This window comes from Paraburkholderia sp. BR10872, from assembly GCF_040965835.1.
GTDB lineage: Bacteria > Pseudomonadota > Gammaproteobacteria > Burkholderiales > Burkholderiaceae > Paraburkholderia > Paraburkholderia nodosa_A.
In genome coordinates this window covers 177168-198149 of sequence record NZ_JBFRCN010000006.1, presented here as the reverse complement: position 1 = coordinate 198149, position 20982 = coordinate 177168, and the positions used below count along the sequence as shown (strand labels likewise).

Annotated in this window: 21 protein-coding genes; 16 read left to right on the top strand and 5 right to left on the bottom strand. The window is 64.8% G+C overall.

Features of this window, described 5'->3' with window-relative positions:
• Nucleotides 1–30 precede the first annotated feature (30 nt).
• The 3 genes from rfaD (at nt 31) to cysM (ending at nt 2596) form a co-directional block, all read left to right on the top strand.
• Entirely contained in the window at nt 31–1023 is a 993-nt protein-coding gene (rfaD, locus tag AB4Y43_RS07685) for an ADP-glyceromanno-heptose 6-epimerase (RefSeq protein ID WP_069262635.1), read from the top strand.
• 73 nt (nt 1024–1096) lie between these two features.
• Nucleotides 1097–1444 carry a ComEA family DNA-binding protein gene (locus AB4Y43_RS07680; RefSeq protein ID WP_368727373.1) on the top strand — a complete coding sequence of 116 codons (348 nt, stop codon included), beginning with the start codon at nt 1097–1099 and terminating at the stop codon, nt 1442–1444.
• Nucleotides 1445–1693: 249 nt separating this feature from the next.
• Nucleotides 1694–2596 (top strand): cysteine synthase CysM, encoded by a 903-nt coding sequence (gene cysM, locus AB4Y43_RS07675; protein WP_368727372.1) that lies wholly within the window; start codon nt 1694–1696, stop codon nt 2594–2596.
• Nucleotides 2597–2665: 69 nt separating this feature from the next.
• Here the strand turns inward: cysM and mltB are convergent, their stop codons facing one another.
• On the bottom strand, nt 2666–3979 hold the full coding sequence (gene mltB, locus AB4Y43_RS07670) for a lytic murein transglycosylase B (RefSeq protein WP_368727371.1): 1314 nt from the start codon (nt 3977–3979) through the stop codon (nt 2666–2668).
• A gap of 215 nt (nt 3980–4194) precedes the next feature.
• On the opposite strand from mltB, the gene AB4Y43_RS07665 reads away from it, so the two are divergent.
• Both AB4Y43_RS07665 and AB4Y43_RS07660 read left to right on the top strand, forming a co-directional pair.
• Nucleotides 4195–5121, top strand: a complete 927-nt coding sequence (locus AB4Y43_RS07665; RefSeq protein ID WP_069262632.1) for a histone deacetylase family protein — start codon at nt 4195–4197, stop codon at nt 5119–5121.
• Between the two features lie 64 nt (nt 5122–5185).
• Nucleotides 5186–5980 (top strand): enoyl-CoA hydratase, encoded by a 795-nt coding sequence (locus AB4Y43_RS07660; protein WP_368727370.1) that lies wholly within the window; start codon nt 5186–5188, stop codon nt 5978–5980.
• Between the two features lie 13 nt (nt 5981–5993).
• Here the strand turns inward: AB4Y43_RS07660 and AB4Y43_RS07655 are convergent, their stop codons facing one another.
• Complete coding sequence (locus AB4Y43_RS07655; RefSeq protein WP_368727369.1) at nt 5994–6884, bottom strand: lysophospholipase; 891 nt, start codon at nt 6882–6884, stop codon at nt 5994–5996.
• Between the two features lie 301 nt (nt 6885–7185).
• On the opposite strand from AB4Y43_RS07655, the gene AB4Y43_RS07650 reads away from it, so the two are divergent.
• The 6 genes from AB4Y43_RS07650 (at nt 7186) to AB4Y43_RS07625 (ending at nt 13558) form a co-directional block, all read left to right on the top strand.
• Nucleotides 7186–8220, top strand: a complete 1035-nt coding sequence (locus AB4Y43_RS07650; protein ID WP_069262629.1) for a methionine ABC transporter ATP-binding protein — start codon at nt 7186–7188, stop codon at nt 8218–8220.
• Nucleotides 8210–8863, top strand: a complete 654-nt coding sequence (locus AB4Y43_RS07645) for a methionine ABC transporter permease (RefSeq protein ID WP_069262628.1) — start codon at nt 8210–8212, stop codon at nt 8861–8863. The genes AB4Y43_RS07650 and AB4Y43_RS07645 overlap by 11 nt, the downstream gene beginning before the upstream one ends.
• 55 nt (nt 8864–8918) lie before the next feature.
• Entirely contained in the window at nt 8919–9716 is a 798-nt protein-coding gene (locus AB4Y43_RS07640; RefSeq protein ID WP_342948587.1) for a MetQ/NlpA family ABC transporter substrate-binding protein, read from the top strand.
• A 210-nt stretch (nt 9717–9926) separates the two neighbouring features.
• Nucleotides 9927–10676, top strand: coding sequence for an electron transfer flavoprotein subunit beta/FixA family protein (locus AB4Y43_RS07635; protein ID WP_368727368.1), 750 nt, complete (start codon nt 9927–9929; stop codon nt 10674–10676).
• A gap of 14 nt (nt 10677–10690) precedes the next feature.
• Complete coding sequence (locus tag AB4Y43_RS07630; RefSeq protein ID WP_069262625.1) at nt 10691–11638, top strand: electron transfer flavoprotein subunit alpha/FixB family protein; 948 nt, start codon at nt 10691–10693, stop codon at nt 11636–11638.
• A 132-nt stretch (nt 11639–11770) separates the two neighbouring features.
• Nucleotides 11771–13558, top strand: coding sequence for an acyl-CoA dehydrogenase (locus AB4Y43_RS07625; RefSeq protein WP_368727367.1), 1788 nt, complete (start codon nt 11771–11773; stop codon nt 13556–13558).
• Between the two features lie 81 nt (nt 13559–13639).
• Here AB4Y43_RS07625 and AB4Y43_RS07620 read toward each other — a convergent pair whose 3' ends face one another.
• Nucleotides 13640–14926, bottom strand: coding sequence for a D-amino acid dehydrogenase (locus tag AB4Y43_RS07620; RefSeq protein ID WP_368616018.1), 1287 nt, complete (start codon nt 14924–14926; stop codon nt 13640–13642).
• Nucleotides 14927–15102: 176 nt separating this feature from the next.
• On the opposite strand from AB4Y43_RS07620, the gene AB4Y43_RS07615 reads away from it, so the two are divergent.
• Entirely contained in the window at nt 15103–15591 is a 489-nt protein-coding gene (locus AB4Y43_RS07615) for an Lrp/AsnC ligand binding domain-containing protein (RefSeq protein WP_042261052.1), read from the top strand.
• A 111-nt stretch (nt 15592–15702) separates the two neighbouring features.
• On the top strand, nt 15703–16857 hold the full coding sequence (locus AB4Y43_RS07610; protein ID WP_069262622.1) for a PA0069 family radical SAM protein: 1155 nt from the start codon (nt 15703–15705) through the stop codon (nt 16855–16857).
• A 16-nt stretch (nt 16858–16873) separates the two neighbouring features.
• On the opposite strand, the gene AB4Y43_RS07605 is transcribed toward AB4Y43_RS07610, so the two are convergent.
• Nucleotides 16874–17380: an NINE protein gene (locus tag AB4Y43_RS07605; RefSeq protein WP_069262621.1), complete on the bottom strand. Its 507-nt coding sequence runs from the start codon at nt 17378–17380 to the stop codon at nt 16874–16876.
• 118 nt (nt 17381–17498) lie between these two features.
• Complete coding sequence (locus tag AB4Y43_RS07600) at nt 17499–18578, bottom strand: sorbosone dehydrogenase family protein (RefSeq protein WP_368727382.1); 1080 nt, start codon at nt 18576–18578, stop codon at nt 17499–17501.
• Nucleotides 18579–18887: 309 nt separating this feature from the next.
• On the opposite strand from AB4Y43_RS07600, the gene rpsP reads away from it, so the two are divergent.
• The 3 genes from rpsP (at nt 18888) to trmD (ending at nt 20843) form a co-directional block, all read left to right on the top strand.
• Entirely contained in the window at nt 18888–19151 is a 264-nt protein-coding gene (rpsP, locus tag AB4Y43_RS07595) for a 30S ribosomal protein S16 (RefSeq protein WP_028206744.1), read from the top strand.
• 97 nt (nt 19152–19248) lie between these two features.
• A complete protein-coding gene (rimM, locus tag AB4Y43_RS07590; RefSeq protein WP_368605523.1) occupies nt 19249–20010 on the top strand; it encodes a ribosome maturation factor RimM in 762 nt (253 codons plus the stop codon).
• Nucleotides 20011–20075: 65 nt separating this feature from the next.
• On the top strand, nt 20076–20843 hold the full coding sequence (trmD, locus tag AB4Y43_RS07585) for a tRNA (guanosine(37)-N1)-methyltransferase TrmD (protein ID WP_069262619.1): 768 nt from the start codon (nt 20076–20078) through the stop codon (nt 20841–20843).
• The last annotated feature ends 139 nt before the right edge of the window (nt 20844–20982 follow it).

Here is a 20982-nt window from a genome sequence, read left to right as displayed (position 1 = left end):
TCGCGTGAACCTCGTCACCGCAGACCTATCATGACCCTCATCGTCACCGGCGCGGCCGGCTTCATCGGCAGCAACATCGTCAAGGCGCTGAACGAACGCGGCGAAGACCGCATCATCGCCGTCGACAATCTCACCCGCGCGGACAAGTTCAGGAATCTCGTCGATTGCGAGATCGACGACTACATCGACAAGACCGAGTTCGTCGAGCGCTTTGCGCGCGGCGATTTCGGCGACGTGCGCGCGGTGTTCCACGAAGGCGCCTGTTCGGACACGATGGAAACCGACGGCCGCTACATGATGGACAACAACTTCCGCTATAGCCGCGCCGTGCTCGACACGTGCCTCGCGCAGCGCGTGCAGTTTCTGTATGCGTCGTCGGCGGCGATTTACGGCGGCTCGACGCGCTTCGTCGAAGAGCGCGAAGTGGAAGCGCCGCTGAACGTGTACGGCTATTCGAAGTTCCTGTTCGACCAGGTGATCCGCCGCGTGCTGCCCACGGCGCAAAGCCAGATTGCGGGCTTTCGCTACTTCAACGTGTACGGTGCGCGCGAAACGCACAAGGCGCGCATGGCGTCGGTTGCGTTCCACAACTTCAACCAGTTCCGCGCCGAAGGCCGCGTGAAGCTGTTCGGCGAATACAACGGTTATGCGCCGGGCGAGCAGACGCGCGACTTCGTCTCCGTCGAGGACGTGGTGAAGGTGAACCTGTTCTTCTTCGATCATCCGGAGAAGACGGGCATCTTCAATCTGGGCAGCGGCCGTGCCCAGCCGTTCAACGACATCGCCACGACCGTGGTGAACACGCTGCGTGCGATGGAAGGCAAGCCCGCGCTCTCGCTCGCGGAGCAGGTCAAGGAAGGGCTGATCGAGTACATCCCGTTCCCGGATGCGCTGCGCGGCAAGTATCAGTGCTTCACGCAGGCGGACCAGTCGAAGCTGCGCGCAGCGGGCTACGACGCGCCGTTCCTGACGGTGCAGGAAGGCGTGGATCGTTACGTACGTTGGCTTTCTGGCCAGGTGTAACGCGAAGCCCTGACTTCATAAACTGGACTCTCCTCGCCGGCGATGGTCGCCGGCGTTTTGAGGGAGATCCAGCATGTTCCGAAAAGTCCTTGCGGCGGCCGCGCTTCTGGCCGTATTCAGCCACGCCTTTGCGGCCGTGGAGGTCAACACCGCCAACGAAGACGCGCTTCGCGGCATCAAGGGGGTGGGGCCCGCGCGCGCCAAGGCCATTCTCGACGAGCGCAGCGCGCACGGCCCGTACAAGGATGCCAGTGACCTCGGCAAGCGCGTGAAGGGCATGGGCGGCCATACCGTCGAACGTTTGCAGGCCGAAGGATTGGCGATCGGTCCCGCGAATGCCCATGCAGCACAGGCGAAGGTTGCGCAGGCAACGCCCGCGAAGGCGGGCGCACCTCAGGCTGCCGTGGCGGTCAAGAAGTAGCAGGCCGCTCGCGCTCGTGTGTTACCCCGCGCGTCGTGCTGCGCCGTCGCGGGGCGCAGTTTCCTTCAGGTGTCGCTCAGGTGAAGTCGACCCGCGACGTTGACCCGCGGCCCGGGCCGCGGGCTTTTTGCAGCCCATGATGGTCGAGTCGCCAGCCGGCGTCCATACCGGCGTCATGGGTCCCCTGCGGTCGCTGCCCGCGTGGTTTAGAATCGACGGGTCACGTCATCGCGCCTCACTGCCATCCCCATGCCCTACAAGACCATTGAAGACACGATCGGCAATACCCCGCTCGTGCAACTCGTCCGCCTGCCGGACGACGAAATCCGCGCCCGCAACAACGTCTTGCTGGCCAAGCTCGAAGGCAACAACCCGGCTGGGTCCGTGAAGGACCGCCCGGCGCTCTCGATGATCCATAAAGCCGAAGAGCGCGGCCGCATCAAGCCCGGCGACACACTCATCGAAGCGACGAGCGGCAACACGGGCATCGCGCTCGCCATGGCGGCGGCGATCCGCGGCTACAAGATGGTGCTCATCATGCCGGAGGACCTCTCGGTCGAGCGCCGTCAGAGCATGGCGGCTTACGGCGCCGAAATCATGCTTACGCCGGTCAAGGGCGGCATGGAATATGCGCGCGATCTCGCCGAGCAAATGCAGCGCGACGGCAAGGGGATTATCCTCGACCAGTTCGGCAATCCCGACAATCCGCTTGCGCACTACGAGGCCACTGGCCCGGAAATCTGGCGCGATACCGAAGGGCGCATCACGCACTTCGTTTCGTCGATGGGCACGACCGGCACGATCATGGGCACGTCCCAGTTCCTGAAAGAAAAGAATCAGGCGATCGAGATCGTCGGCGCGCAGCCGGAAGAGGGCTCGCGCATTCCGGGCATTCGCAAGTGGCCCGAAGCGTATATGCCGAAGATTTTCGACCGCAGCCGCGTGGATCGCGTGGAGAGCGTGAGCCAGGCCGCCGCCGAGAACATGGCGCGCCGTCTGGCCTCGGTCGAAGGTATCTTCGCGGGGATCTCGTCGGGCGGCGCATGTGAGGTGGCGATGCGTCTTGCGCGCCAGCTCGAGAACGCGACGATCGTGTTCATCGTCTGCGATCGTGGCGACCGCTATCTCTCGACGGGTGTGTTTCCCGCCTGATTGAAGCGTGGACGCAAAAAAAACGGCCTTCGATGTTTCCGAAGGCCGTTTTGCTTTGTATCGCTGAAGTTACTCTTGCTGTTCGGGTGGCGTCGCGCCCGTGCCGTTCGGGGCGCTGTTCATCCCGTTGCCATTGCCACCGTTGTTGCCGCCGTTGCCGCCATTTCCACCGTTTCCGTTCGCCGGGCCCACCCCCACGCCTGGCTGCGTCGCCAGCATCTGCGCTTTCACGCGCATGCCCAGTTGATACACCGCGAGCGCATAGAAGAAGCTGCGGTTATAGCGCGTCAGCACATAAAAGTTCTTGAGCCCGAGCTTGTACTCGGTGCCGCGGCCAGGCGACGGCAGGTCGATCACCGTGACAGGCGTGCCCGCCTCGGCGGCGATATCCACGTCCGGCTGGTCGAGCACGAGGCCCGAGCGCAGCAACTGGCTCAGCGGCCAGCGCGGTTCGGGCTTGCCGTCGGCGGCGGCCTGGGCGATGCCGAGGCTGCCCGCATCGGTGGCGATATTCCATACCACGGGCCGCCCCGATTCCCAGCCGTTCTGCCGCAGATAGTTCGCCACGCTGCCGATCGCGTCGGCCGTGCTCCCGCGCAGGTCGATGTGATTGTTGCCCTCGTAGTCCACCGCGTACTGCACGATGCTGCTCGGCAGGAACTGGGGAATGCCGATCGCGCCCGTGTACGAGCCGAGTACCGACGACGGATCGATCTGCGCGTCGCGCGTCCACACGAGGTAGTCCTCGAGATTCTTGCGGAACGTCGCCATGCGCTCGGCGCGGTTCGGCGTGTCCGGATAATCGAAGGCGAGCGTGGTGAGCGCATCGAGCACGCGGAAGTTGCCCATGTAGCGGCCGTAGATCGTCTCCACGCCGATGATGCCGACGATCACCTCGGGCGGCACGCCAAACTCCTCCGACGCGCGCTGCAGCGTGGCCTGGTTCGCGCGCCAGAAGCGTACCCCCGCATTGATGCGTACCGGGTCGAGGAAGCGCGCCTGATATGCGCGCCAGTTCTTCACGCCCGGAACGGGCGAGGGCGTCACGAGCTTCACCGCCGTCGCCGAATAGTTCGCGCTCGCGAACAGCGCATGCAGTGCGGTGGGATCGAAGTCGTAGCGCGCCACCATGTCGTTGATGAAGCCGTCGACGTCCGGATTGTTCGCGTAGCGCTGCGGGACGATTTCCTCTTCGAACGTCTGGCCCTGCGTCGGCGTTTGCGGTTGCGCCTGCGCGAGCGTGAGCGGCGTCTGTCGCGATTTCGGCGCGGCAGTTTGCGCGCGCGCCGCGCCGGTGCACAACGACGCCGCGACGCAAAGCGCGAGTGCGAGGGTCGTGCGACGTGGGCGGCTGGAGGCGGACAGAGCAGTCTTGAGGGTCATGAGAGAGCGGAGGGAGAGCGGTCCAGGAAGAACCCGGGCAGTATAACCGAGCGCCTTCGGGGAATCGGGCCGTTGCGCGCCGGCGTGGCGCGTGAGCACCAGGTCGCTGTGGTAACGTGGTGTCTGTTCGCGCGCCAGCCGGCGTGCCGCCAGACTAAAGACAGAAGGAGACCCGCGGCCGCGCGCATGCGCGAAGCCCGCGGCGAGTGCGACTCATGACGACCGGTTTCTTCTCTCACCCCGATTTTCTGCTGCACGAGATGGGCGAATGGCATCCTGAATGCCCCGCGCGTCTGCAGGCCATCGAAGACCAGCTGATCGCGAGCCGCATCGACGCGCTGATCGAGCGCGACGAATCGGCGCCGCTCGCGACCGAGGCGGACCTCCTGCGCGTGCATACCCAGGCGCATATCGACTTCATCCGCAACACGGCGCCCAGCGAAGGCTACGCGAGCATCGACCCGGACACGCTGATGAATCCGCACACGTGGCAGGCGGCGCTGCGTGCGGCGGGCGCGGCGATCGCGGCCACCGACGCGGTCCTCGCCGGGCGCTACGAGAACGCATTCTGCAGCGTGCGCCCGCCCGGCCATCACGCGGAGCCTGCGCGCGCGATGGGCTTTTGCTTCTTCAACAACATCGCGATCGCGGCGCGCCATGCACTCGAAGTCCACGGCCTCCAGCGCGTGGCGATCGTCGATTTCGACGTGCATCACGGCAACGGCACCGAGGCCGCGTTCGCGGGCGACTCGCGCGTGCTGATGTGCAGCTTCTTTCAGCATCCGTTCTATCCGTACTCGGGGGCCGAGAATCCGGCGCCGAACATGGTCAACCTGCCGATCGCGGCGCGCACGAAAGGCATGGAAGTGCGCGAGGCCATCGACATCATGTGGCTGCCGCGGCTGCACGAGTTCAAACCGGAGATGGTGTTCGTCTCGGCGGGCTTCGACGCGCATCGCGAAGACGATCTCGGCAACATGGGCCTCGTGGAGGACGACTTCGCCTGGATCACGGACCAGATTCGCGACATCGCGGGCCGCTATGCGAAGGGGCGCATCGTGAGCAGCCTCGAAGGCGGCTATAACCTCTCGGCGCTCGGCCGCAGCGTGGTGGCGCATCTGCGCGCGCTGGCGGATATCTAGGCGGCCGGCGCGGCCCAGAGCGCGGACCCGCATCGCACACATTCGAACGAAGGAGACACGCATCGTGAGTGCCATTCCCTCTTCATCGCAAGCGCTAGTCGAAATTACACGCGATGCGTATGGCGTGTCGGGCGTCGTGCGCCTCACGCTGAACCGTCCGGATGCGTTCAACGCGCTTTCCGAGGCGCTCATCGATGCGTTGCAGGGCGAACTCGCCGCGCTGGCGCAATCCGACGCGCGCGTGGTCGTGATCGCAGCGGCAGGGCGCGCGTTCTGCGCGGGCCACGATCTCAGGGAAATGCGCGCGGCGCCCTCGCACGAGTACTACACGAAGCTGTTCGAGCGCTGCTCGAAGATGATGCTCGCCATTCAAAAGATGCCGCAGCCTGTCATCGCGCGCGTCCAGGGCGTGGCGACGGCGGCGGGCTGCCAGCTCGTCGCGATGTGCGATCTGGCGGTGGCGGTGGACTCGGCGCGCTTTGCGGTTTCGGGCATCAATCTCGGGCTCTTTTGCTCGACGCCCGCTGTGCCGCTCTCGCGCAATGTCTCGCGCAAGGCGGCCTTCGAGATGCTGATGACGGGCGAATTCATCGATGCGGAGAAGGCGTTGCGCGAAGGCCTCGTGAATCGCGTGGTGCCCGCCGACCAACTCGACGCCGCCGTGACCGCGCTGGCCGCGAGCATCTGCGCGAAGCCGCGCGAGGCCGTCGCGGCAGGCAAGGGGCTCTTCTACCGGCAACTCGAAATGGGCATCGACGCCGCGTATCAGCTGGCCGGGCAGACCATGGCCTGCAACATGATGACCGACCCAGCGCTCGACGGCGTGCAGGCCTTCATCGAGAAACGCAGCGCGAAGTAACGCGCCTGACCGCTCAGGAGTGCTGGTCGATCCAGTCGATCAGCGCGCCGATCACGCGCTCTCGATCGAGGTCGTTGAGCGTTTCATGGAAGCTGCCTTCATATAGCGTGAGCGTGCGATCGGGCGATCCCACGTTCGCGCCGAACGCGCGGCTGCCCTCGGGCTCGGTGAGCTTGTCCTCGGTGCCATGCCAGATCAGCACGGGTAGCCGCAGTTGCGCGCGTCCTGTCTCGATGCGCTTCATCGCTTCCAGCAATTGCGCCCCCGTGCGGGCGGGAATCGCGCCGTGATGCACGAGCGGATCGGCGCGATTGGCTTCGACCACGTCGCGCACGCGCGCGAGCAGCGCCGCGTCGATCTTCATGGCCGGAAAGGTCGGCCAGATCGCGCTGATCACACGGCTCGCGGCGATTTTCCATGCGGGCACGTCGCGGCCCGGCGCGAGCGCCGCGCTCGAGAGCAGCAGGCCCGCGAGCGGCACGCGAGTTTGCGGCAGGCGCTCGATGGCGTAGAGCGCGGCAATCGCGCCGCCCATGCTGTGCCCCATCAGGAAGAGCGGTGTGCCCTGTGCAGCGCATTGCGCGCTCGCGTGGGCGAGGAGCGCCTCGGCGTCGTTGAGATAGTCGTCGAAGTGCGAGATCCAGGTGCGGCGGCCAGGGGCATGCCCGTGGCCGCGCAGATCGATTGCGTAGACATCGATGCCCGCGGCGGTCAGCCGCGTGGCGAGCGCCGCATACCGGCCCGCGTGTTCCGCGAGACCATGAATCAGCGCGATGGCCGCGCGCGGCGGCGCGCTCGCGCGCCAGACGTAGAGCGGCAACTCGACGCCGTCACGCGTACGCAGCGTCGCTTGCCCGGCGGGTTCGGCGGCTTGCGCCATGGCGATGTTCTGACTGGTCTCCATCTCGCTCCCTGTTTGGGCAATGCGTGGCGGTTCACGGTAGTTCGTTTTCGGCATCAGTCTGTCGGCAGCAGTGTAGCGGCCGCGCGGGCGGCCACGTGCTGCCAGAAGCCTCTAATGCAAATGAGTTATGAAATTATCGAAATTGATTATTAAAAGGAATTTTGCGTGCCAGGGTAAAATGCGGGGCTAAATCCAGTCCATCAAACGGCGGCTGTCTGCCGGCGCGACGCGTTTTCCGCTACTGAAAAGGAGCGGCCTGCGCGAGCGGCGCGCGGCACACCCGCCGTTTTGCTTTTTTTCCATGATCGAAATTCGAAACGTGTCCCAGCGCTTCGCCGGCCCACAAGGCTGGATCGAGGCGCTGCACAACGTCAATCTGACGATTCCGCCGGGCGAAGTGTTCGGCATCATCGGGCGCAGCGGCGCAGGCAAGAGCACGCTGGTGCGCACCATCAACCTGCTCACGCGGCCCACCGAAGGCGACATCGTCGTCAACGCTCGCACGCTCACGTCGCTCTCTTCGGCCCAGCTGCGCGAAGCGCGCCGCGAGATCGGCATGATTTTCCAGCACTTCAACCTGCTGTCGTCGCGCACCGTGTTCGACAACGTCGCGCTGCCGCTCGAACTGGCCGGCGTGAAGCGCGCCGAGATCGAAGCGACGGTGCTGCCGCTGCTCGAACTCGTCGGCCTGACCGCGCAGAAAGACCGCTATCCCTCGCAGATCAGCGGCGGCCAGAAGCAGCGCGTGGGCATTGCGCGCGCGCTCGCGAGCAAGCCGAAGGTGCTGCTTTCGGACGAGGCGACCTCGGCGCTCGACCCCGAAACCACGCGCGCGATTCTCGACCTGCTGCGCAAGATCAATCGCGAACTGAACCTGACCATCGTGATGATCACGCACCAGATGGAAGTGATCAAACAGGTCTGCGACCGCGTGGCCGTGCTCGACGCGGGCCGCGTGGTGGAAAGCGGTCCCGTGATCGACGTGTTCCTGCAGCCGCGCCACGAAGTCACGCGCGCGCTGCTCGGCGACGTGATCGCCCAGGAACTGCCGCCCGCGCTCAAGGCGCGTGTGGCCGAGCATCTCGCGAAGGGCAGCGGCCACTTGCTGCGCCTCGCGTTCAAGGGTACGGGCGTCGACCAGCCGGTTCTCTCGGAGACGATTCGGCGCTTCGAACTCGATTTCAACATCCTGCACGGCCAGATCGACGAGATCCAGGGGCAGGCGTTCGGCTCGCTCGCGGTGCTCGCGGGCGGCGATCCGGTGAAGGTGGCGCAGGCCATGGCGTGGCTGCGCGAACAAGGCGTCGTGGTGGAGGAACTGTCCCATGTGGAGTGAAATGTTCGACATGTTCGTCCAGTCGTTCTGGGAGACGCTCGTCATGGTGGGCATCTCGGGACTCGTGGGCGCGGCCATCGGCCTGCCGCTCGGCGTGCTGCTCTATCTCACCGACCGCAACGGCGTGCTGCAGAATATCGCCGCGAATCGCGTGATGGGGGTGATCGTCAATGCCGTGCGCTCCACGCCGTTCATCATTCTGCTCGTTGCCGTGATTCCGTTCACGCGCCTCGTGGTCGGCTCGTCGATCGGCACGGCGGCCGCCGTCGTGCCGCTCACCATCGCCGCTGCGCCGTTCATCGCGCGACTCGTCGAAACGGCGCTGCGCGAAGTCGATCGCGGCCTGATCGAAGCGGCCCAGGCCATGGGCGCGAGCACGAGCCAGATCGTCTTCAAGGTGCTGCTGCCCGAGTCGCTGCCAGGCGTCGTCGCGGGGCTCACCATCACGTTCATCTCGCTCGTCGGCTATTCGGCGATGGCCGGCGCGATCGGCGGCGGCGGTCTTGGCGACCTCGGCATCCGCTACGGCTATCAGCGCTTCGAACCCGAAGTCATGTTGATCGTGGTCGTGATCCTGATCGTGTTCGTGCAGCTCGTGCAGTCGTTCGGCGACTGGCTCGTGCGGCGCCTGAGCCACAAATAGGCCTTAAAACAAGCGGTTTTTCGATCAACATAACTACACAAGACAAAGGTTGGATATGCAACGTCGTTTCATGATCCGGCTCGCGGCGGCGCTTGGCGCGGCTTCGCTCATCGCACCGCTTGCTGCGCACGCGGACGAAACCATCAAGGTGGGCGTGACGGGCGGCCCGCACGAGCAGGTGATGGAAGTCGTGAAGAGCGTGGCCGCGAAGAGCGGCCTGAACATCAAGATCATCGAGTTCTCCGACTACGTGCAGCCGAACGCGGCGCTCGCGGGCGGCGATCTCGACGCCAACAGCTACCAGCACGCGCCGTATCTCGACGCGCAGGTGAAGGATCGCGGCTACAAGCTGATCAAGATCGCCGACACCGTTACGTTCCCGATGGGCATCTACTCGAAGAAGATCAAATCGCTCTCCGAACTGAAGCCGGGCGCGCGCATCGCGGTGCCGAATGATCCGACGAATGGCGGCCGTGCGTTGCTGCTGCTGCAGAGCCAGGGTCTCATCAAGTTGCGCGCCGACGCAGGTTTGAAGGCGACGCCGCTCGACATCGTGGAAAACCCCAGGAAGCTGAAAATCGTCGAGCTCGACGCCGCACAGATTCCGCGTTCGCTCGACGACGTGGACGCGGCCGCGATCAACACGAACTTCGCCATGCAAGCGGGCCTGAAGCCGAAACAGGACGCGATCGCAATCGAAGACCCGAAGGGGCCGTACGTGAATATCCTCGCGATCCGCGAGGCGGACCGCAACAAGCCCTGGGTGGCGAAGCTGGTCGCCGCGTACCACTCGCCGGGAGTGAAGCGCTACGTCGAAACGACGTTCGGCGGGGCAGTTATCACCTCGTGGTAGGACCCCCTGGGCCGTGAAATTAGAGATATTTTTCGGCGCCCGGGCTTGATGCCCGGGTTTTTTCCACCGTAAAATCGCACGATCGTTCGCTACTGATGACCGGGGTGCGGCAGCGGTGGTTCGGGAAAATTGCTGGTGGCAGATCGGCCCGACAGGGCTATCGCTATAATGTCCGCCAGGTTGACGTATTCGTAACTTCGGAGCATGTGAATGAAAGTCCTTGTGCCAGTCAAACGCGTAGTCGATTACAACGTGAAGGTTCGTGTGAAGTCGGATGGCACGGGCGTCGACATCGCGAACGTGAAGATGTCGATGAACCCGTTCGACGAAATCGCCGTGGAAGAAGCGGTGCGTCTGAAGGAAGCGGGCGTGGCGACCGAAGTCATCGCCGTTTCGGCGGGCGTGACGCAAGCGCAGGAAACGCTGCGCACGGCGCTGGCCATCGGCGCGGATCGCGCGATCCTCATCGAGTCGAACGAAGACCTCCAGCCGCTGGCTGTGGCCAAGCTGCTGAAGGCGCTGGTCGACAAGGAACAGCCGCAACTCGTCATCCTCGGCAAGCAGGCCATCGACGACGATTCGAACCAGACCGGCCAGATGCTCGCCGCGCTGGCGAACCTGCCGCAAGCCACCTTCGCCTCGAAGGTGGTCGTGGCCGACGGCAAGGCGACGGTGTCGCGCGAAGTGGACGGTGGCGCGGAAACGCTGTCGCTCAAGCTGCCCGCAGTCGTTACGACGGATCTGCGCCTGAACGAGCCGCGCTACGTCACGCTGCCGAACATCATGAAGGCGAAGAAGAAGCCGCTGGAAACCGTCAAGCCCGAAGACCTCGGCGTCGACGTCGCGCCGCGTCTGAAGACGCTGAAGGTTGCCGAGCCGCCCAAGCGCAGCGCAGGCGTGAAGGTGCCGGACGTGAAGACGCTGGTCGAGAAGCTGAAGACGGAAGCCAAGGTGCTGTAAGGAGCGAGACGAAAATGACGAATCTGGTTATTGCTGAACACGACAATCACTCGATCAAGGCCGCGACGCTGAACACGGTCGCCGCAGCACAGAAAATTGGCGGCGACGTGCACGTGCTGGTCGCGGGCCACAACGCGCAAGCCGCAGCGGATGCCGCCGCGAAGATCGCAGGCGTTGCGAAGGTGCTGCTGGCCGACGCGCCGCAACTCGAGCAGGGTCTCGCCGAGAACGTCGAAGCGACGGTCCTCGCGCTTGTGCAAAATGCGGCGAAGAACTACACGCACATCCTGGCGCCGGCAACGGCAGCGGGCAAGAACGTCACGCCGCGTATCGCCGCGAAGCTCGACGTCGCGCAAATCAGCGACATCACCGCTGTGGATGCGCCGGACACGTTCGAGCGCCCGATCTACGCGGGCAATGCCATCGCGACGGTGCAATCGGTCGACCCGATCAAGGTCATCACCGTGCGTACGACGGCATTCGATGCAGTTGCAGCCGTTGGCGGCAGCGCAGCAGTCGAGAAGCTCGACGCGGCAGCGGACAGCGGCCTCACCCAGTTCGTCGGCCGTGAAGTGACGAAGCTCGACCGTCCGGAACTCACGAGCGCAAAGATCATCGTCTCGGGCGGCCGGGGTCTGGGCAGCGGCGAGAACTACACGAAGGTGCTGGAGCCGCTCGCGGACAAGCTCAACGCCGCACTTGGCGCCTCGCGCGCAGCCGTCGACGCGGGCTATGTGCCGAACGACTATCAGGTCGGACAGACCGGCAAGATCGTCGCGCCGCAACTGTACGTGGCGGTCGGCATCTCGGGTGCGATCCAGCACCTTGCCGGCATGAAGGACTCGAAGGTCATCGTCGCGATCAACAAGGACGAAGAAGCACCGATCTTCAGCGTGGCCGATTACGGCCTCGTGGGCGACCTGTTCACGGTCGTGCCGGAACTCGTGAAGGAACTCGGCTGAATCCGGCCGGTGTATCGAGCGACGAGCGCCGCGTATCATGATTGAACGCGTGGCGTGAGACGAAGCAACAAAGGGGCGCTGCGGCGCCCCTTTGTCATTTGAGGAACCGCATACCGACAGGAGGAGACTGAAATGTACCAGGCGCCCACGAGCGACATGCTGTTCGTCATGAAGGAACTGGCCGGCCTCGAAGAAATCGCCAGCTTACCGGGCGGCGAAGACGCCACGCCCGAAACGGTCGAAGCGGTGCTGCACGAAGCCGCGAAGCTGTGCGGCGAAGTGCTCGAGCCGCTGAACGCCGAAGGCGACCGCAATCCGAGCCGCTGGGAAAACGGCAACGTGCACGCCACGCCCGGTTTCAAGGCGGCATTCCGCCAATACGTGGAAGGCGGCTGGCAAGGCGTGCAGCATCCTCAGGAATACGAAGGACAAGGTTTACCGAAGCTCGTCGGCACGCCGTGTGTGGAAATGCTCAACGCGGCGAACCTTTCGTTCGCGTTGTGTCCGCTGCTCACCGACGGCGCCATCGAAGCGCTCCTCACCGCCGGCAGCGAAGCGCAAAAGCAGCGCTTCGTGCCGAAGCTCATCTCCGGCGACTGGACCGGCACGATGAACCTCACCGAGCCGCAGGCGGGCTCCGATCTCGCCGCCGTGCGCACGCGCGCCGAGCCGCAAGGCGACGGCACGTACAAGGTGTTCGGCACGAAGATCTTCATCACGTGGGGCGAGCACGACATGGCGGAGAACATCGTCCATCTCGTGCTCGCGCGCACGCCCACGGCGCCCGAAGGCGTGAAGGGCATTTCGCTCTTCATCGTGCCGAAGTTCCTCGTCAACGAAGATGGCACGCTCGGCGCGCGCAACGATGTGCACTGCGTATCGATCGAACACAAGCTCGGCATCAAGGCGAGCCCGACCGCCGTGCTGCAGTTCGGCGACCATGGCGGCGCGATCGGCCAGTTGATCGGCGAAGAGAATCGCGGCCTCGAATACATGTTCATCATGATGAACGCCGCGCGTTTTGCGGTGGGCATGCAGGGCGTGGCCGTCTCCGATCGCGCGTACCAGAAGGCGCTCGCCTATGCGAAGGAGCGCGTGCAGAGCCGCCCGGTGGACGGTTCCGCGAAAGCCGCGGTGAGCATCATCCATCACCCCGACGTGCGCCGCATGCTCGCCACGATGCGTGCGCTCACCGAAGCCGCGCGTGCGCTCGCTTACGTGGCGGCCGGCGAGAGCGACCGCGCGCATGGCGACCCCGACGAGGCGGCCCGTGCGCGGCATCAGGCGCGCTACGAGTACCTCGTGCCGATCGTGAAGGGCTGGAGCACCGAACTCGCGCTCGAAGTGACGAGCCTCGGCGTCCAGGTTCATGGCGGCATGGGCTTCATCGAGGAAACGGGCGCGGCGCAGTTCTACCGTGACGCACGCATTCTGCCGATCTACGAGGGCACGACGGCGATCCAGGCGAACGATCTCATCGGACGCAAGACGCTGCGCGACGGCGGCGCGGCGGCAAAGGCGCTGCTCGCCGATATCGCGCAGACCGTCGACGCGCTGGCCGCACAACGAGGCGCGGCGTTCGAGTCGATGCGCAAGCATCTCGCGGCGGGTAAGGATGCGCTGGCATCGGCCGTGGACTTCGTGCTCGCGAAGACGAAAAGCGATCCGAACGCGGTGTTCGCGGGCAGCGTGCCGTATCTCAAGCTCGCGGGCATCGTGCTGTGCGGTTGGCAAATGGCGCGCGCCATGCTCGCCTCGCAGCGTCTCATGCAGGAGGACCCGAAGTTTCATGGCGCGAAGATCGCCACGGCGCAGTTCTACGCGCAACACGTCTTGCCGCAGGCGGTGGCGCTCGAAGCGGCGATCGTCAGCGCCAACGGCAGCGAGGGCGTGCTGGCGCTAGCGGAGGATCAGTTCTGACGCAGCCGCGCGCTACTCACAGCGAGAAATGAAACACGGCGCCCTGGCGGCGCCGTGTTCGTTCACGCAGCGTGGCTGGCTTCAGGCATACGCCGGACGATGCGAGCCTTGCGTGTCGCCGAGATAGCGGTGCACCGAAAGATCGTCCGCGCGGATGGCGGGCTGTTTGCCCGAGATCAAGTCGGCGAGCAATTGGCCCGAACCGCACGACATCGTCCAGCCGAGGGTGCCGTGACCCGTGTTCAGGAACAGGTTCGAGATCGGCGTGCGGCCGACAACCGGCGTGCCGTCCGGCGTCATCGGGCGCAGGCCGGTCCAGAAGGTGGCCTTCGTCGTGTCGCCGCCGCCCGGGAACAAGTCGTTGACGCACATTTCGAGCGTTTCACGGCGCGCTTGCTTGAGCGTCTTGTCGAAGCCGACGATCTCGGCCATGCCGCCCACACGGATGCGGTCGTCAAAACGCGTGATCGCGATCTTGTAGGTTTCGTCGAGCACGGTCGAAACCGGCGCGGCACTCGCATTCACGATCGGCGCCGTGATCGAATAGCCCTTGAGCGGATAAACCGGAATCTTCACGAGGCCCGCGAGCATCTTCGTCGAGAAGGAGCCGAGCGCGACCACGAACGAATCGGCGCGCACCAGCTCGCTGCCGCATTGCACGCCCGCGATACGGTCGCCCTGCATGGCGAGGCCGTCGATCGGCGTGTTGTAGCGGAATTTCACACCCAGTTGTTCGGCCATGGCGGCGAGGCGCGTGGTGAACATCTGGCAGTCGCCGGTTTCGTCGCCGGGCAGACGCAGGCCGCCGGTGAGCTTGCCCGACACCGCGGCGAGCGCCGGTTCTGCGCGGCCGAGTTCGGCTGCGGTGAGCAGTTCGTACGGAACGTTCGCGTCCTTGAGCACGGCGATGTCCTTCGCTGCGCCTTCGAACTGCTGCTGCGTGCGGAACACCTGAAGCGTGCCGCCCGTGCGGCCTTCATACTGAATGCCCGTGTCGGCGCGCAACGCCTGCAGGCAGTCGCGGCTGTATTCCGCGAGACGCACCATGCGGCCTTTGTTGAGCGCGTAGCGTTCAGCCGTGCAGTTCTGCAGCATCTGCCACATCCACTGCAGCTGGAACTTCGTGCCGTCCAGACGAATGGCGAGCGGCGCGTGCTTCTCGAACATCCACTTGATCGCCTTGAGCGGCACGCCCGGCGCGGCCCACGGTGCGGCGTAGCCCGGCGAGATCTGTCCGGCATTGGCAAAACTGGTTTCGAGCGCGGGACCGGCCTCGCGGTCGATCACCGTGACTTCGTGGCCCGCGCGGGCGAGATACCAGGCGCTGGCCACACCGACCACACCACTGCCCAACACGACGACTCGCATAGCTGCTCCATATAGTTTCGTTGAGCTACGCCGCGTTGCCGGGCCCTTGGAAGCCGTCTTTTGGCACCGATAGGGAAGAAGGCATGAAAATCCGGGTGTAGCCAGTATTTGTAGCTATGCTATTGTTGTATGTCCAGGTTTTGTTATCGTATTTTTCAGATTTTCGGGAAGAAATCATGAGAACGCAGCGCCAACCGGTCCGCGCGCTCGACCGGCTCGATCACCGCATCCTGAAGCTGCTCCAGGAGGACGGCCGCATGGCGATGAAGGACCTCGCGGAGCAGGTCGGGCTCTCGGTCACACCGTGCATCGAGCGCGTCAAGCGCATGGAGCGCGACGGCGTGATCACGGGTTACTTCGCGCGTGTGAATCCCTCGGTGCTGGGTGCGGCGCTGCTCGTGTTCGTGGAGATCACGCTCGATCACAAGAGCGGCAACATGTTCGACCAGTTCCGCCGCGAGGTGCAGAAGATTCCCGAAGTGCTCGAATGCCATCTCGTCTCGGGCGACTTCGACTATCTCATCAAGGCGCGCATCGGCGAGATGGCCGACTACCGCAAGCTGCTCGGCGACATCCTGCTGCAACTGCCGGGCGCCGTGCAGTCGAAGAGCTACGTGGTGATGGAAGAGATCAAGGAGACGCTGACCATCGCCGTGGGGGAATGAACGGGTAACAGCGGGCTGAAGGCGGCCCCGTTTTTAGGACTCGACAACGCGGATCGATACTGTATATTTATACAGTATCGATCCGCGTCTTTTTGTCCATTTTCTCTACCCGTGACTGATTCCCATCACCCCGATCCCGACGCCTGGTATCCCGTTGCGCCGCCCACGGCGCGCAAGGGGCGCGGGGCGGTCACGAACCTGCAAGGGCGCTACGAAGTCGACCAGCGCGAAGCGTTCGACGACGGCTGGCAGCCCACGGGTGTCGGCGGGGAGCGCGATGGTGATGGCGATGAAACCGGCGAGCCCAGGCTGCGCACCGAAGTCTTCGAAGAGCGCGCGAAGAGCATCCTCACACGCAACCAGTCGCCGGACATTCCATTCAACGTCTCGCTCAATCCGTATCGCGGCTGCGAGCACGGCTGTATCTATTGCTTTGCGCGGCCTACGCACAGTTATCTCGGCCTTTCGCCGGGGCTCGATTTCGAGAGCCGAATCTACGCCAAGGTCAATGCGGCGGAGTTGCTCGCGCGGGAAATCGCCAAGCCGTCGTACGAGCCCGAGCCGATTGCGCTGGGCGTGAATACCGACGCCTGGCAACCGGTGGAGCGCGACCTGCGCATCACACGCCGCGTGGTCGAAGTGCTGGCGGAACGGCAGCATCCGTTCGCGGCCATCACGAAATCCTCGCTGATCGAGCGCGATCTCGACCTGCTCGCGCCGATGGCCGCGCGCCAGCAGTTCATGGCGGCAATCACGATCACCACACTCGACGCCGATATCGCCCGCTCGCTCGAACCGCGTGCGGCGACACCCGCGCGGCGGCTGCGTACCATCCGCACGCTCGCCGAAGCCGGTGTGCCGGTCGGCGTGAGCATCGCACCCGTGATTCCGTTCGTGACCGAGCCCGACATGGAGCGCGTGCTCGAAGCCTGCGCCGAGGCCGGTGCGACAAGCGCGAGTTACATCGTGCTGCGTTTGCCGTGGGAGGTCGCGCCGCTGTTCCAGGACTGGCTGGCGGCGCACTTCCCGCAGCGCGCCGAGCGCGTGATGAGCCGCGTGCGCGACATGCGCGGCGGCAAAGACTACGAATCGGCGTTTTCGCAGCGCATGAAGGGAACGGGGCTGTGGGCCGACCTGCTCAAGCAGCGCTTTCATCATGCCGTGCGGCGCCTCGGGCTCAACGAGCGGCGCCACGGCATTCTGGACATGTCGGCGTTCGTGCAGTCGAAGACCGTGCGCGAGAAGCCTCAGCTCGACCTGTTCTGAGCCGTTACTGCGCGATTTACTGCGAGAGCGCCTTCGCGGCCTCGACTTGCGACTCGAAGTACGTTTGAAACGAGAGTGCGAGTCCCGTCATCAGCAGGAACGCGCCAATCAGCAGCGAGAAGATCACGACGAAAATCACCGTCCAGCCCGAGCGGCTCGTGCGGCCTTTCTCCACGAACGCGGCGTTGAACTGCGCGTCCCATTTGGCGTCGGGGCGAAGTCCGTAGACGATTGCCGCCAGAAACGCCGAGAGGACGGACACCGCGCCGATCACGGCGAGCACCCAGCCAGGAATCGAGGCGCGCTCGGTGGCGACGAGCAGCATCACGCCCGGAATGCCGAGGAGCGTGCCCAACAAATGCGCCCAGCCCCACACGTCGCGCGGGCCATACAGGTAGAAGCGGTGGGCGCCGAGACTGCCAAACAGGAAGGCGAGGGCGGCGGTGAGCGTCTTGGAGCGAAAGCGTGCGAGGTTCTTGTCGTTGGGCATGGGCTCGGGCAAAACGTGGGCGTCGGCCGCCATGAGCGCATTACGTCGAACGCGCACGGGCCGCCGGGCATTGTATGCCGCACGACGCGCTTGCAGCACAAGCGCACGCTTATGCCCGGCACTTGTCTGCAGCTTCGATGTGACGGCCGCGTCACGGTTTCGTGTAGGTCACGCGATAGATCGCGCCCGCATAGTCGTCGCTGACGAGGAGCGATCCGTCGGGCAGCGGCAGCACGTCGGCGGGGCGGCCCCATTGGGTCTCGTCTGAATTGAGCCAGCCCTGCGCGAACACTTCCTGGCGTGCGTTCGTGCCGTCTGGGTTGGCGATCACGCGCACCACGCGATAGCCGACCTTCTTGCTGCGGTTCCACGAGCCGTGCTCGGCGATGAAAATGCAGTTCTTATAGTCAGCCGGGAACATCGAACCGGTATAGAAGCGCATGCCAAGCGACGCCACATGCGCGCCGAGCTTGAGGACCGGGGGCGTGAAGCTGCTGCACGGATGGCCTGCGCCGAACTCGGGGTCGGCGACATTGCCGCCGTGGCAATAGGGAAAGCCGAAGTCCTCGCCCACGTGCGCGAGGCGGTTGAGCTTGTCGTCGGGGATGTCGTCGCCGAGCATGTCCCGGCCGTTGTCGGTGAACCAGAGCTCATGCGTCTGCGGATGCCACGCGAAGCCGACCGTGTTGCGCACGCCGCGGGCGATGGTCTCGTAGTGCGAGCCGTCGGGCTCCATGCGCCCGATCATCGCGAAATGCACGCGCTGCGGGTCGCTGACCGGCAGACAGACGTTGCACGGCGCGCCTTGCGGCACGTAGAGCTTGCCGTCGGGGCCGAAGGCGATGAACTTCCAGCCGTGGTGGCGCTCGGCGGGCAGCGAATCCGTGACGACGACGGCTTTGGGCGGATCGTCGAGATGACGGTCGATGTCGTCGAGCCGCACGATAGACGACACCGCTGAAACGTACAATGCGCCGTTGCGCCAGGCCACGCCCACCGGCATCGTCAGTCCCGAGGCCACGATATGGCGCTTGATGGCTTTGCCGTCCTTGAGTTCGAGCGCGTAGACGTCGCCGTCCGTACTCCCCACATACAGGAGGGTGCCGTTGCCTGACAGCGTCATTTCGCGCGCACCGGGCAAGTCGGCGGACAGCACCTCGATGTGGAAGCCCGGCGGCAGCTTGATGCGCTCGATGGGAAGCGCCGCTTGAGCGAACGGCGCCGCGAGCAGGGCGGCGGCAAAGGCGAGACACGCCGCTGCAAAGCGTCGGGCCGACTCGCGAGACACCGGAAAAAAGGAGCTGCCACCCACGCCGCCGCCACAAACGCGACGCGGCCATTGCACGAGTCGTCTGAAAGTCGCCACAATTCGCTCCAGGGCCCGCCCATCGTGGGCATGAGCCGCAGTTTGACCGCTTTGTCTCGCCGCTTTCCGCGCGCCGGCGTGCAATTTCCCGTTAAGTGTTTGTTATGCCTCCGGTTTCGGGCTATAATCGCATGTTTCAGTAGTCCCGAACCCCCGGTTTTCAAGGATTTTCGTATGGTCATCATCCGTCTGGCACGCGGCGGCTCGAAGAAGCGCCCGTTCTACAACATCGTCGCAACCGACTCGCGCAACCGTCGCGACGGCCGTTTCATCGAGCGAGTGGGCTTCTACAACCCGGTCGCTACCAAGGGTGAAACGCTGCGTATCGCTCAAGATCGCGTGACGTACTGGAAGGAAAACGGCGCGCAAATGTCGCCGGCCGTCGAGCGCCTCGTGAAGGAAGCGCAAAAGACCGCCGCCGCTGCGCCGGCTGCTTAAGTCTTTAAGCGTCTTTTCAGTCTGTTGTCCGTGTTTCACCTGTGTACGCGCTGCATGATCCGCGTATGCAATATCAAGCTGGTCGCAAGGGGTGCCGATGTCCGCGCATGACGCCAAATCTGCCGTAGAGGCGAACGACGCGTCGGAAAGCGGGGCGCCCGAAGTTGCAGCCAGCGGCGCCGGCAAGGCTGCCGCCCGCGGCGCGCCGTCCTTTGGTGCGTTCGTGCGCAAGCCTGCGCGCGAGAGCGCCGCGAAAGCTGCGCCCGCAACCGGGACAGCCGGTGGCCTGCGCGCCGAAACCGAGGCGAGTTGGCCTGCCGACGCCGTTGAAGTCGGCGCCGTGATCGACGCCTACGGTCTCAAGGGCTGGCTGAAGATCGCGCCGCACGCGCAGGATAGCCAGGCGCTGCTTTCCGCTAAACGCTGGTGGCTCCTCAAGGGCCGCGAGGGTCAGGCGCATCGCGAGCGTCATTGCGCGGTGCGCGTGAGCGCCAAGGTTCATGGTGACAGCGTCGTTGGCCAGCTTTCGGGCGTGGCCGACCGCGATGCCGCGCTGCTGTTGCGCGGCGCGCGCGTGTACGTGAGCCGGGCCGAATTCCCGGCGCCCGCAGCCGATGAATATTACTGGGTCGACCTGATCGGCCTCGATGTCGCCAATGAGGCGGGCGTCGAGCTCGGCAAGGTTGCCGACCTGATCGACAATGGCGCGCAATCGGTGTTGCGTGTCACGTATGCGTCTACGGACAAGGATGGCAAGCCGGCCACCGGCGAGCGCCTGATCCCGTTTGTAGGCGTGTTCGTGAAGACGGTGGACCTGGCGGCGAAGCGTATCGTCGTCGACTGGGAAGCCGACTACTAAGCAGCGGCAACGCTGTGGCAACCCCGCCGCGCGCCTTGATTCAATTTCGCTGAACGGAGAGAGCGATGCAGTTCGATGTCGTCACGCTCTTTCCCGAGATGTTCCGCGCGCTGACCGACTGGGGCATTACCAGCCGGGCGGCGAAGCAGCAGCGTTACACGTTGCGCACGTGGAATCCGCGTGATTTCACGACCGACAACTACCGTACGATCGACGATCGCCCCTACGGCGGCGGGCCCGGCATGGTCATGCTGGCCAGGCCGCTCGAAGCGGCGATCGACGCGGCAAAGGCCGCGCAGGCGCAAGCCGGCGTGAGCGCCCCGCGTGTGCTGCTGATGTCGCCGCAAGGCAAACCGCTCACGCATGAACGCGTCATGCAGTTCGCGCAGGAGCCGGGTCTCGTGATGTTGTGCGGCCGCTATGAAGCGATCGACCAGCGTCTCGTCGACCGCTGCGTGGACGAAGAAGTGAGCCTCGGCGACTTCGTGCTCTCGGGGGGTGAATTGCCCGCGATGGCCTTGATGGACGCCGTGGTGCGCAACCTGCCGGGCGTGCTGGGCGATGCGCTTTCGGCGGTGCAGGACAGCTTCGTCGACGGTTTGCTCGACTGTCCGCATTACACGCGCCCCGAGGAATACGACGGTGTGCGCGTGCCCGATGTGCTGCTTGGCGGCCATCATGCGGAAATCGAGCAATGGCGTCGCCGCGAGGCGTTGCGCAACACGTGGAACAAGCGGCCCGATCTGATCGCGCGGGCCAGAAAGAACAAGATGTTGAGCCGGGCCGACGAGGCGTGGCTCGCTAGTCTCGCGAAGGGCTCGAACGAAGCGTAAGGCTTCGGGCGTGCGCGACAAGGGGCGCAAAAGGCGGTGCCGCTTCATGCGTGAACGGCGCCAGTTGTGAATCCATCCTCTATCGGGGCCGTAGTGCAGCAACCCTGCACAGGTACGAACGCCGACAAGATGGCATACG

Coding starts and splice junctions, on each gene's coding strand:
- AB4Y43_RS07620 (WP_368616018.1), bottom strand. CDS start 14,926: ATGCGAGTCGTCGTGTTGGGCAGTGGTGTGGTCGGTGTGGCCAGCGCC.
- AB4Y43_RS07635 (WP_368727368.1), top strand. CDS start 9,927: ATGAAAGTCCTTGTGCCAGTCAAACGCGTAGTCGATTACAACGTGAAG.
- trmD (WP_069262619.1), top strand. CDS start 20,076: ATGCAGTTCGATGTCGTCACGCTCTTTCCCGAGATGTTCCGCGCGCTG.
- mltB (WP_368727371.1), bottom strand. CDS start 3,979: ATGACCCTCAAGACTGCTCTGTCCGCCTCCAGCCGCCCACGTCGCACG.
- rimM (WP_368605523.1), top strand. CDS start 19,249: ATGTCCGCGCATGACGCCAAATCTGCCGTAGAGGCGAACGACGCGTCG.
- AB4Y43_RS07650 (WP_069262629.1), top strand. CDS start 7,186: ATGATCGAAATTCGAAACGTGTCCCAGCGCTTCGCCGGCCCACAAGGC.
- AB4Y43_RS07645 (WP_069262628.1), top strand. CDS start 8,210: ATGTGGAGTGAAATGTTCGACATGTTCGTCCAGTCGTTCTGGGAGACG.
- rpsP (WP_028206744.1), top strand. CDS start 18,888: ATGGTCATCATCCGTCTGGCACGCGGCGGCTCGAAGAAGCGCCCGTTC.
- AB4Y43_RS07615 (WP_042261052.1), top strand. CDS start 15,103: ATGAGAACGCAGCGCCAACCGGTCCGCGCGCTCGACCGGCTCGATCAC.
- AB4Y43_RS07640 (WP_342948587.1), top strand. CDS start 8,919: ATGCAACGTCGTTTCATGATCCGGCTCGCGGCGGCGCTTGGCGCGGCT.
- AB4Y43_RS07680 (WP_368727373.1), top strand. CDS start 1,097: ATGTTCCGAAAAGTCCTTGCGGCGGCCGCGCTTCTGGCCGTATTCAGC.
- AB4Y43_RS07605 (WP_069262621.1), bottom strand. CDS start 17,380: ATGGCGGCCGACGCCCACGTTTTGCCCGAGCCCATGCCCAACGACAAG.
- cysM (WP_368727372.1), top strand. CDS start 1,694: ATGCCCTACAAGACCATTGAAGACACGATCGGCAATACCCCGCTCGTG.
- AB4Y43_RS07630 (WP_069262625.1), top strand. CDS start 10,691: ATGACGAATCTGGTTATTGCTGAACACGACAATCACTCGATCAAGGCC.
- rfaD (WP_069262635.1), top strand. CDS start 31: ATGACCCTCATCGTCACCGGCGCGGCCGGCTTCATCGGCAGCAACATC.
- AB4Y43_RS07625 (WP_368727367.1), top strand. CDS start 11,771: ATGTACCAGGCGCCCACGAGCGACATGCTGTTCGTCATGAAGGAACTG.
- AB4Y43_RS07655 (WP_368727369.1), bottom strand. CDS start 6,884: ATGGAGACCAGTCAGAACATCGCCATGGCGCAAGCCGCCGAACCCGCC.
- AB4Y43_RS07665 (WP_069262632.1), top strand. CDS start 4,195: ATGACGACCGGTTTCTTCTCTCACCCCGATTTTCTGCTGCACGAGATG.